General features: G+C 58.6%; 6 protein-coding genes. 1 reads left to right on the top strand and 5 read right to left on the bottom strand.

Translation table 11 applies throughout. The features are described from left to right. Together NZ746_09745 and NZ746_09740 are read right to left on the bottom strand one after the other, a co-directional pair. Positions 1–1,616: DUF885 domain-containing protein (locus NZ746_09745; protein ID MCS6817648.1), on the bottom strand; the 1,616-nt coding region annotated here is incomplete at its 3' end. Positions 1,617–1,743: 127 nt separating this feature from the next. Then, positions 1,744–3,237, bottom strand: a complete 1,494-nt coding sequence (locus NZ746_09740; GenBank protein ID MCS6817647.1) for an aminopeptidase P N-terminal domain-containing protein — start codon at positions 3,235–3,237, stop codon at positions 1,744–1,746. Between the two features lie 672 nt (positions 3,238–3,909). On the opposite strand from NZ746_09740, the gene NZ746_09735 reads away from it, so the two are divergent. Further along, a complete protein-coding gene (locus NZ746_09735) occupies positions 3,910–6,339 on the top strand; it encodes a S9 family peptidase (GenBank protein MCS6817646.1) in 2,430 nt (809 codons plus the stop codon). 59 nt (positions 6,340–6,398) lie between these two features. Here NZ746_09735 and NZ746_09730 read toward each other — a convergent pair whose 3' ends face one another. From NZ746_09730 to NZ746_09720, 3 genes are all read right to left on the bottom strand, one after another. Continuing rightward, entirely contained in the window at positions 6,399–8,672 is a 2,274-nt protein-coding gene (locus tag NZ746_09730; protein ID MCS6817645.1) for a glycoside hydrolase family 127 protein, read from the bottom strand. Between the two features lie 188 nt (positions 8,673–8,860). Then, the gene (locus NZ746_09725) at positions 8,861–10,390 is read right to left on the bottom strand and encodes an amino acid permease (protein ID MCS6817644.1); all 1,530 of its coding nucleotides are present in this window, start codon (positions 10,388–10,390) and stop codon (positions 8,861–8,863) included. Between the two features lie 114 nt (positions 10,391–10,504). Next, a partial coding sequence (locus tag NZ746_09720; protein ID MCS6817643.1) for a carboxypeptidase regulatory-like domain-containing protein occupies positions 10,505–11,891 on the bottom strand: 1,387 nt, incomplete at its 5' end.

Raw genomic sequence — 11,891 nt, 5'->3', positions numbered from 1 at the left:
TGCATCCGCCAGAAGAGTGCCCCGATGCGATCCTCCGGCGATTTGTGAAATCCCAGGTCCCACAGCAACAGCTCCCAATAGAGCGCCCACCCTTCGCCCCAGAAGGGCGTGCTGAAGAGATTGCGATAGGGCTTATATCGGGCCGTCATGAACCCCTGCAGGTGATGCCCCGGGATCAGCTCATGATGAACGGTCGCCCGCGAGAAGTGCCGATTGTTCCCCCGCATGCTCATCATCTTCGCTTCGTGCGACATGGTGTTGGTCGGATAGGAGACGGTGATCACTTCGCCACCGGTGAAGAAGGGGTTCACGAGTTGACGTTCGGGCGACATCATCTCCATGCGCCAGGTTTCCTTCGCCAACGCAGGCACCGTCACCAAATCGCGCTCTTCGAGGAACCGAATGGCCTCCAGGGCGAGATCGCGGACGAGTTCCGGTTGCTTGCCGGGTTCGACATAGCGCGTCTTAACATATTCGAGCGCTCGCTTCCAATCGTCCCCAAAGCCCAACTCTCGCGCTGCCTTTTTCATCTCGTTCTCGCACCACGCCATCTCTTTTTCAGCAATGGCGATCAACTCCTCGGGAGTATACGGGATCATCTCGCGAGCCAATTCAACCAACAGGGCTTCTCGACCAATCGGATCCCCGATGATGTCACTCACCTCCCCTGGCTGGGGACTCGGCGCGCGTACCGCTCCGAGCTGAGGCCGCTGCCCCATGGGTCCACCGACTCCTCGCCCCATTCCCGATGGGGGCCCACCAGATGCCACCACCTCTTCGCCCAATCTCACGCCCACGACGCGTTGAGCCAGAAAGTCCATATAATTCCCGAGCGCTTGATCCACCGATTGATAGGGTTCGCCCACCCACCAAGTGAACAGCGGATCGTATCCGTTGTAGAAGGTGAACCAATTCCGCAGGGTCGTTCGCAAGTTTTGGAGCGCTTGCAACGCCCGATTGGCCACGGTCCGCGTGACTCGAATGGGCGCGATCGCTCCTATCCCGCGATCTCGGAGCTGACCGTCCGCACGTTCCCCACGTAGTCCCGCTTCCACAGCACGGCGCACCTCTTCGATTTGCTTCTGCATCGCCACCAAACGTTCCGCCACTGGCTGGGGCTGGATCGGCTCCATGCGTCGGCGCGATTCCTCAAGTTCGATGATCGTTCGAGCGAAGGGCATGAGTGGTTCCATCTCCGCAATCTGTTTGGCCTGAATGTCCAACTGCCGCAGCAAATATTCGAGGTGATTCTTGAAGAGGAGATAGTCCACCCGGCCATCCACGCTCAAGGCCTCGAAGTTCACCCCTTCCAATTTTTGGAGCCATTCCGTGTAGAATCGCCGCAGGCGTTCTCGCCGCGTGGGAGAGATCGGAATGGTGTAGAAACGATTCAAGCTCCCCAGGTCAACAGTGAAGCGTTCGATCAACGGACGAAGTTCGCTCCGCGATACATCCAGGTCGTCTCCGAGCAATGCCGGAGCTCCCCCACGCTCGGATCGAGCTGGTTCTGAACGCGCGGGACGCTGAAGGTCTTCCCCCGCGATGCCGGCGAAAATAATCCCTTGCTGACAAAGGACGATAAGCAGAGAAACGCTGACGAGAAGCGTTCTTCTCATACTCTTCTCTCCCGCGATTGAGATGGGGCCTCTCCTTGGGCCCAGCACGACTCCTTCCTACACTCGTGCGCCTCTTATCATGGCGCAATGGCCAGACGAAATCAACCGCACGATCCCGCCACGCCCATCAGGATGATCCCGAGCGTCGAAACGCTCGCGGATATTTCTGCAGAAGCCCCTCTTCACGCATCAATCGTTCGACGTCCTCGATCTCCATCGGGATGAATCCAGAGAGCACTTCCGCTCCACGTTCAGTGATGAGGATCATGTCCTCAAGTCGGATGAAGATCTGCTCCTCGGGCACACGAAATTCCGGTTCGACTGTGAAGACCATACCGGGACGAAGCGGCTCCCCGCGATAGGGTCCCGCGTCATGAACAGCCATGCCCACCCAATGCCCGAGGCTCGCCCTAGGATTGTTTGCCGCGTTCTTGTACTGCGCGACGAATCGGCGAGCCGCTTGCTCGTAGATGGATTTAGAGAACTTCGTCTGCGCCAGGATTCGCTCCCATTCCTGGGCAACCTCTTGCATGATGATCTGAGGCGTCACTCCTGGCCGGATGCGCGCCAGCAATGCCTTGTAGCACGCTAGATAAAACCCATACAATTCCCGCTGCCACTGATTGAATCGCCCGTTCACGGGAAACTGGCGCGTCACATCGCAGACATAGTATCCGACGTCGGGACAGTAATCCATCAAGACGAGATCTCCATCGCGCAACTCATCCGTATTGGCGAAGTAGTGGTTCATATAGGCATTGCGCCCACCGGCGATGATGGACCGATAGGCCTCAGCCTGCGCCCCATTTCGATAGAAGATGAACTTCGCTAGGGCGTCCAACTCATACTCCATGACGCCAGGTTCGGTGCTGCGCATTGCCTCCATGATAGCTAGCCCGGCCAATTCCGTCGCTTGACGGATCAATCGAATCTCGCGCGGGCTCTTGATGACGCGCAGCTCATCCAAAATGGGGGACAAATCCCGAATTTCGAATTGCGGAAAGCGCAACCGAAGGAGATGGACGAACCATCCCTCGCGCGAGGGAAAACCATCCCATGGATTCGAGAGATTATCCGCATACGGGGGAAGTGCCGCGCTCCGACTCGTCGAGATCCCCTCGGCCGGGCTGAACGGGGTATACAGGACAGGAGGCTTCGCGGCGCCAAAGCCTGAGACGTACCGAGCAAGGTGTCCGGCCAGTAGCTCCGTCCCGTAGACCGCATCTACTCCCGTCAACCGCTTGACCAAATCGGCATCCTCAGCCGAAAGGACCTTTCCTTCGCTGCGTTCGCGCTGTTCGTTCCGATGCGGTAGATAGAGGACCGTCCGCTGTGTCCGCCCATCCAGAAGGAGATACGCGTTCGGGACCTCAACGCCACAGAGATAATAGAACTCGTTCGACTGGCGAAACCGTACCCACCCGATCGGCGCCGGCGCGCCTTGAACGAGAGCGATCGCCTCTGGGCCAATCCGCTCAAAAACTCGGCGACGGCGCTCGGCGAATTCCTCTGGCGGAAAATCCGTCGTAAAAAGCGGCTTCTCCTGCGCGCGCACAAGAGGTGACAAGAGACACAGACAGAAGAGGGCTGCTATCCGTCGTCGGTCCTTTTGCATGGCCATCCCCTCTGAGACCTCCCCACGCTCGCGTCCTCGCCTTAAATTGAGATGCCTTAGCTAGTCCCTGCCCCTCTCCCATACCCTTCTCAGTGTAGGGTAGAGAACACCGTCACTGTCTTGAACAATCCAAAGGGGCATTGAACAGGCTTAGGATTGCCCCTTAAATGCGTTCCATAATTCTGTGCAAGACAGACCCGGCTCCCTGATGGTACGTTTTGCAATGTCTTTTTCGCAATTTCACAGTGGAGCTGAATACTATGCCTGGGCGGTGGAAGGGTGTGCATTCAATGGGATCAGCGCTTCCCTTCGAACGCTCCTGGAGTTCTCGACGGAGTGATGGGCAAATGGACGATCCCCGGGATCGCTCGACTCAACCCTGGCCGACCTTATCTGTTGGTGAACGGGAGGGTCACGTTTGTCCAATGAAAATGCGACTTGGGAGGGACGGTCAGTATTGATTCAACGAGCTTCGGGCAGACGACGAGCACGCTCGTCGGCCCCCGCAATATTCAAATTCGAGCGCATATCACGTGATAGCGCCTCTGGACACAACCTCCTCGTCGTCACGCCCACCGGCTTGAGAGGATGCCGGTCCTCCTCGTCCTATCGGATCGCGCATCCTCTCAAGCTCTTTCCGTCAGGAAAGGAATTTTTTCGGGTCGGGAGGATGACGCCATGAGACGATTCCATCAGTGGCTCGGGATATTCGTAGCGATCACTTGCTTATTGTCCGCTGTTTCCCCCCTCGTCTGCGCTCAAGGCACGCGAGCCGACTACGAACGCGCCTTCGCGTTGCGCGAGCGTCTCGAGGGGCTGGCCCTCAATATCGTGGATAACGTCGAGTGGATCGAGAACACGCCGCGCTTCTGGTACCGGAGAACGGTCAAAGGTGGCCACGAATTCGTCCTCGTGGATGCGGAGACACTCGCGAAGCGACCGGCGTTCGACCACGCGCGATTGGCGGCATCGCTCTCAGCGGCGATGGGACGCAACTATACCTCCACGACCTTGCCTTTCTCTACCCTCACCTTTGTGGACCAGGAACGAGCCATCCAATTCACCGCTGCGGGAGCAACCTGGCGCTGCGATCTCACGGATTACGCTTGTCGCCAGATCGGACCAGCCGCCCCCGGTTTCTCCAGAGGGCGAGGACCCGAGGAAGCGGAGGAATATCCTCGCGAGTACGACAACGATGTCCAGGACGGAATGGTCTTCCTCCCTACGCGAGAGCCCTCGCCCCAGCAGGAGCAACAAACTCGCCGTCCGCCTCCCTTCAGCCCCATTCAATCGTCCCAAGAGCTTCAGGTAAAGCCCTCCCCCGATGGACGATGGGAGGCTTTCATCCGGAATTACAATGTCTTCATCCGTCCCAAGGGAAAGGAAGAAGCCATTCCGCTCAGCTATGACGGATCGGAAGCCGACGCGTACACGTTCGCCTCAATCACCTGGTCGCCGGATTCACGACGCCTCGTGGCGTATCGCGTGCGGCAAGGATACCGCCGACAGGTCCACTACATCGAATCCTCGCCGACCGATCAACTCCAGCCGAAGCTCCATACGCGCGAGTATGCGAAGCCCGGCGATGTCCTCGATGTCGCCCAACCCGTCCTCTTCGACGTAGAGGCACGGAAAGCCATTGCGATTGAGAATAGCCTCTTCCCGAACCCGTACAGCCTCTCCAATCCCGTTTGGTGGAAGGATGGTCGAGCTTTCACTTTCGAGTATAATCAGCGCGGCCACCAAGTCTACCGTGTGATCGAAGTAGATGCGGCGACCGGATTACCGCGCGTCCTCATCAACGAAGAATGCGCGACGTTCTTCTCCTACCGTCCGCTCTCGCCGAACCATCGGGAGACCGGAACCCGATACCGCTACGACATCGCCGATGGACGGGAGATCATCTGGGCCTCGGAGCGCGACGGGTGGCGCCATCTTTATCTCTACGATGGTCTCACGGGGAAAGTGAGGAATCAGATCACGAGGGGCCCCTGGGTCGTGCGCGGCGTTGTGAAGGTGGACGAGGAGAGACGCCAGATTTGGTTTCAAGCCAGCGGCATGTATCGCGATCAAGACCCGTACTTCATCCACTACTACCGGATCAACTTCGACGGCAGCGGACTTGTGGCTCTGACCGAAGCCAATGGAGATCATCTGGTGCGGTTCTCTTCGGACATGAAGTACTACGTGGATCTCTGGTCGCGCGTGGATCACCCGCCGGTCCTGGAGCTTCGGCGCACGGAGGATCGAAAGATCCTCATGGAAGTGGAACGAGGGGATATCTCCGAACTGCTCGCGATCGGATGGCGTCCGCCGGAGGTTTTCGTCGCCAAAGGACGCGACGGCAAGACCGACATCTGGGGCATCATCATTCGCCCGATGAATTTCGATCCGTCGAAGAGGTACCCAGTCATCGAGAATATCTACGCCGGACCGCAGGGATCGTTTGTACCGAAATCCTTCAGCGTCTATAATCCGATGCGTTCGCTCGCTGAGCTGGGATTCATCGTCGTGCAGATTGATGGGATGGGAACAGCAAATCGCTCCAAGGCCTTTCACGATGTCGCTTGGAAGAACCTGCGCGATGCCGGATTCCCCGACCGCATTCTCTGGCATAAGGCGGTGGCGGCGAAATATTCGTACTACGACATCACCCGCGTCGGCATCTATGGCCATTCGGCCGGGGGACAGAACGCGCTCGCTGCTTTATTGTTCCACCCCGATTTTTATAAGGTGGCCGTTTCCTCTTGTGGCTGCCACGATAACCGCATGGACAAGATTTGGTGGAATGAGCAGTGGATGGGATGGCCCGTCGGACCACACTACGTGGAATCCTCGAACGTGGAGAACGCGCACCGACTGCGGGGGAAAGTCTTGCTCATTGTCGGCGAGCTGGATACGAATGTGGATCCATCCTCCACGATGCAGGTTGTGAACGCCCTCATCAAAGCGAATAAGACGTTTGATCTGCTGGTCCTCCCTGGTCAAGGACATACGATGGGCGGAGCATACGGGACGCGGAAAATGTACGACTTCTTTGTCCACCATTTGCTCGGAGTCGAGCCTCCAGACTGGAACGCACTCTCCGAGGAGATGCCGCAGCAGTGAACTCGTGGGGGATTCCACAATGGAATCCCCCACGTCCTCTTCCGAAGAAAGAGTGGGACTTATTGACGCTGTCCCTCTTGCGCGACCGTGCGGACGTCGAAGACAGCCCCCGCGATGGCGTTCGGATGCGCTTGGAATTTCACGACGATGCGCTCTTTCCCACGCGTGAGCCGCTCGGGGATAGGATACTCTTTGTCGAACAACTCTGTCGGATGGATCTCCAAGCGCTCGGTCGCGATCTTCTCTCCCTCCACGAAAATATCGAAAACGCGCGGCGGTCCTTCACTCCCCCGATACGTGCAGACCAGGAGCACGGGGCGATCCGGCGCGACCTTCAGCTCATAACTGAACCACCCATTGCGCGCCGCGCGCCATCGTCTTCCTTCGAAATATCCCTCGTTGGTATTCTCGCCTTGAAAGCGATGCGCTTGCTCGCTCTGCGGATCATTGAGATTCACGGCGTCGACGGTCAACCGTTCGATCTCCCGACGCCGAGCTTCGCGCGCAGCGATCTCCGCTTTTCGCCTCTCCCACTCGGCGGGCGTATAGACCTTCCAATAGACGGTATATCGCCGATCGTGCAGCTTGTAGAAGGGCGCGAGCGTCACATCGCGCGGTTGCCCGAGCCCATCGGTGCGAAACGTCAAGGGTGTTCCTGCCACTGGCTTCACCTTCGCCAAAACATCTTTCACCTCAGTGGTGACGAAAACGGGCACCTCCACTGGTCGCACTCGACCAATACGAGGAGCGCTCGGGCCATAGCGTTCCGACTCGACCAAACCCTCCGTGCCCAGATCCCCGGCCAAGACGATCGGGCCGTAGAGGAGCGCGATCATCGTCGGATCATCCGGCATGGCTTCCATCCGCAAGCTCATGGGGAATTGGACTTCCACCGTATCGCCCTCGCGCCACTCGCGCTCCAGCGTGATGTATGACCCAGGGGCTGCCGTGACCGACTCGCGCCGACCGTTCACCAAGACGTGAGCGCCCGACACTGCCCACCCCGGATATCGAATCCGCAGCGCGAACCGAACGGGGCGCTCCGCATGAATGATCAGGCGCGTACGATCTTCCTCGGGAAACCGAGTCCGCTGCTCCACGCGCACGCCTTTTTCCTTCCAGCTCACTTCTGACGAGAGGAAGAGCGTCACATAGAGCGAACGGTCGTCGCGGAAGTAGATGGCCTCCCCATACCGAGCGGGGTTCTCGATTCCCGTCCCCACACAGCACCAGAAGGAATTCTCCGGCGTTGAGTACGTCCGGAATGCTCCCGGTCGCAACGGCACGTAGTAGCACATCATTCCCGTCGCCGGATCCTGCGAAGCCAGAATGTGGTTGAACAGCGCGCGCTCATAGAAGTCCATGTATTCGCCCTTGGGATCCCAACTGAAGAGATGGCGCGTGAGCTTCAGCATGTTATACGTGTTACATGTCTCGGCTGTCGCTGGCCCCAAACGACGGGAGAACTGGGAGATGGGGAAGAATCGCTCGCCGTCGCTGTGACCACCAATGACGTATGAGCGATGCAAGGCGACGCGCTGCCAGAAGAAGGTGGCGATGTCGGCATACCACTTCTCGCCCGTCAGCTCATACTCGCGCGCGGCGCCGATGATCTTCGGAATCTGCGTGTTCGCGTGAAGCCCATCAAGGGGATCCTCCCCCCGCGAGAGCGGCTCGAAGAGTCGTTGGTGATCGAACAGTCGAGCCAGTCGCAGGTGTTCCGGATTCCCCGTGACGGCGTAGAGGTTCGCCAAGACTTCGTTCATCCCACCATACTCGGTCTCCAGCATATTCTGCTGCTGCTCCCGCGTCAGACGATCCATTCGGAACTTCACCCAATCCGCCATCTTGACGAGCACATCAAGGGCCTGCGAATTGTCACAATAGAGGTAGACATCGAGCAACCCCGCCATGATCTTGTGCAACGTGTAATACGGCGCCCACACTCGCTGTCGCGCTTCCACCCGATCAATGAACTCTTCGGGGAACGCCGATAGATACCCGCGATTGAACCCACGACGGTGGAGCGCCTCTTGAATGCGCGCCAACTCCGCCACCATCTGATTCGCTCGCGCTTTGAATCGCTCGTCTCCCGTCCGGGCATACATGAGCGCACAAGCCGTCAGATAATGTCCCACGGTGTGCCCGCGCAATTCCACATCAGGTGCTTCCCATCCCCCATATGGCTGCGCCGATGACGGAAGCCCTGCGTTCACCCGGAAGTTATGCAACAGCCGATCCACGTCTAGACTCAGGATGTATCGCTGAGTCCGTTCCATCGCCTCCCGAAATGGGCCCTCTAGGAGGCGAACTTCCGTCGCCTCAAAAGGCATTACTTTCAGCGGGACTTTATTCGGCACTGTGATCTTCTTCCCTTGCGAGAGGCCTCCTACTCCCAAGGGAACGATCCATGAACAGGAAAGAAGGGAGAGCCAAAACCACGATATCCATGTTCGCCTCATAAGTCTTTCCTCCCTAACATTCCAGCGAAGCCCTCCTTCAGCTCCGCCGGAGGATTTGCTCAGGCTCTGACTCGAGCTCGAGCATATCGCAAGAATCCATATACTGGTACCCCCGCGAGGACGAGGACGAAGCCCGGCCATGTCGTCGCCGTTCGATAGTACAGGAGCACGGCCAGGATCGTCCCTGCTCCCACAACATAGAGTGCGGGAACGACCGGATATCCCCATACGCGATAGGGCCGCTCGCGATCCGGCCACTTCGCGCGCAGTCGGAAGATGCCCAAGATCGTGAGGATGTAAAAGAGCAACGCCGCTGAGATCACATAGTCTAGCAAGTTGCTGTATAGGTTCCCATAGGTCCTCGTCTCCGGATGAAACGTACGGGGCAAGACCAAGGCCGCTGCCCACATCCCTTGCACAAGTAACGCCCATCCAGGGACCCGCGCTTCATTCAACCGTCCGGCGAAAGCAAAGAAGAGCCCGTCCCGGGCCATGGCATAATAGGCGCGCGCTCCTGCCAGGATCAACCCATTGATCGTCCCGAAGGTCGAGATCATGATGGCCAACGCCATGAGCGGGGCCCCTCCGTTGGGGAAGATGGCCTGTAACGCCGCTGTTCCCACTCGATCGAACGGCGCGCGTTGAATATCGGCCAACGGCAACGTGACCAGATAAGCTACATTCGCCAGCAGATACAACGCGATCACCAAAAGTACCCCCAGGCCCATCGCCAGTGGGACCGTGCGTCGCGGATTCTTCACCTCCGCTGCCGCGAATGTGACATTGTGCCAGGCATCAGCCGCAAATAGCGATCCTGTCTGCGCTACACACAGCGCGACAAAAAGCCCAAACGGCGTCGTCGCATCGAGTCCCCCCCCAAGCGGCACGTAGCCACGCGGCGTCCAGAGATCGCCGAAGTTCTCCGCCACCGCGCGTGCATTCCATCCCACGAGCAGAGCCAAGAGGATGAGTCCTAGCAGCGCTCCCGTCTTCGCTACGGTGAAGACGTTCTGAATGATCTTCCCGTAGGTCACTCCTCGCATGTTCGCCCACGTCAGCAGCGCGACCACGACGATCGCAATCAGTTGATTGGTGGAGAGCGAGAACGCATATCCCTCGGAGAGATGCATCGGCGGGATCAGATACTGATCCTCGGCAATCGCCGGCCAGAGGACACCCAAAAAGCGCGCAAACGCCACGGAGACAGCCGCGATCGTCCCCGTCTGGATGACTAGAAAGAGCGTCCATCCATATAGGAAGCCCCAAAGCGGAGAGAAGGCTTCGCGCAGGAAGACATATTGCCCACCTGCCCACGGCATCATGGCAGCCAACTCGCCATAGGAAAGGGCTCCGGCTAACGTCAAAAGCCCTGTGATTCCCCACGCCAGAAGCAATCCCCCGGGACTTCCGATCTGCCGCGCCATGTCCGCCGAGACGATGAAAATCCCTGATCCGATCATGATCCCGACGACGAGCATGGTCGCATCGAAGACGCCGAGTCCCTGGACGAAGTCCCGCACTCCCTCGCCCAAAGCAACGGATGCTGGTGCCACTGTCCCGCTGTTTGCCTTCCGGAACGGAAGCCTCATGCTGGGGATCCCACAGTGACATCGGGGGGGAGCGGACGATAAGGAGATTGGGCGATGTTGGAAGCCTCCATGGTCATGAGCGGCACGTCATCTCCCCCCCGACGCCGGTGCAATTCAGAAACTCAGCTTGAGCCGAATTTGGATCTCCCGCGGCCCGGTGGCCGTCGCTGTCGTTTGCCCAAAGGTCGTGGACAAAATGCTGACGGAACCGGCCACGCTCCCGACTTCGAAGCTCGGATGGTTGAAAGCATTGAGCGCTGTCACCCAGAGATCGAACTTCACCCGCTCGGTCAATGGGATCTCCTTCGAGAGGGAGAGGTCGGGCAAGAAGAGAGAAGGCCCGTACAGATAGATGAACTGGCCGAAGACACCTGGAGTCGTCGGAGGCGCCAAGATCTCTGGATTCGCTCGCCCATCCGGGCCGATGAGTTTTGGATCCACGAAGAACACCGTGGCGTTCGGACCCGGCTTCACTGTGAGCATCTTCTGCAACTCCTTCACCGTGAGCCCATTCAAGATGACGCCGGAGTCGCGCTGGTTCACCGTGAAACGATCGCTGGAGAGACGGAAAACGCGTCCAGACTGCCACCGGAGAATCCACGACAGCGTCCATCCGCCGATGATCTTATCGGCGACCGAATTCCCCGTCGCCCAACGCCGCCCTGTCCCGAAGGGCAACTCCCAGCTGCCATAAGCTTGAAAGACGTGGCGCAGGTCGAACGGCGAGGGTCCTTTATCAAGACCCCGATTCCGAAGCGTCGTATAATTCCGGAACATGGTCGGCGAGTCGGCGAAGAGGTCGCTCAGGGACTTGCTGAAAGTATAGTTGACGACGAAGCTCAAGCCCTGACTGTACGTACGGCGCACTTGTACTTGGAGCCCGTGATAGCTGGAGTAGGAGTAATCCGTCATGAGATTGATCGCTGCTCCTGCCGCAAAGGGATTCGCCTGGAAGAAGTTGATGGGGAATGGCCCCGGGCTGTCGAAGCCTAGGCGCGCGCATGCAGGGAGCAGATTCCCGACCATCCGACAGAGATAGATCGAAGACCCGGCCAACGCATTGGCGAAGGCCCCAACTTGTCCCTGACGGAGGTAATTCAAGAACGTGCCGTTGCTGAAACCTGAGGTCGGCGACAAAGCCGGCTGCGATCCCCGCGCGCCGAACGCGGCCTCGAAAATCGGCAGCGGCACCTGCCCCGGCAATCCCCGATTCGCGAAACTGTTCACCCCGGCCGCTTGATTGATCGCCAGATTCCGCTGGGCGTTCATGAATTCCTGCAAGAACCCATTCTCAAAGATATTGACCTCGTTCAGATCGAATCCGTGCCAAATGTGCGTGCCCTTATTGCCCACATATCGTGCTTCAATGACCGTATGACGAGCGATCTCCCGCTGTAGGCCAATGGTCCACGTCTGGATGTACGGCGTCCGAAGCTTCGGCAACATGCTGCTGAATCCACGCGCGAACGTGTAGTCCGCTTGTCGGAAGGGTGGCGAGAAG

It is taken from the genome of Blastocatellia bacterium (assembly GCA_025055075.1).
GTDB lineage: Bacteria > Acidobacteriota > Blastocatellia > HR10 > HR10 > HR10.
This window is presented reverse-complemented; position numbering and strand designations above follow the sequence as displayed.

Coding starts and splice junctions, on each gene's coding strand:
- NZ746_09740 (MCS6817647.1), bottom strand. CDS start 3,237: ATGGCCATGCAAAAGGACCGACGACGGATAGCAGCCCTCTTCTGTCTG.
- NZ746_09735 (MCS6817646.1), top strand. CDS start 3,910: ATGAGACGATTCCATCAGTGGCTCGGGATATTCGTAGCGATCACTTGC.
- NZ746_09730 (MCS6817645.1), bottom strand. CDS start 8,672: ATGCCTTTTGAGGCGACGGAAGTTCGCCTCCTAGAGGGCCCATTTCGG.
- NZ746_09725 (MCS6817644.1), bottom strand. CDS start 10,390: ATGAGGCTTCCGTTCCGGAAGGCAAACAGCGGGACAGTGGCACCAGCA.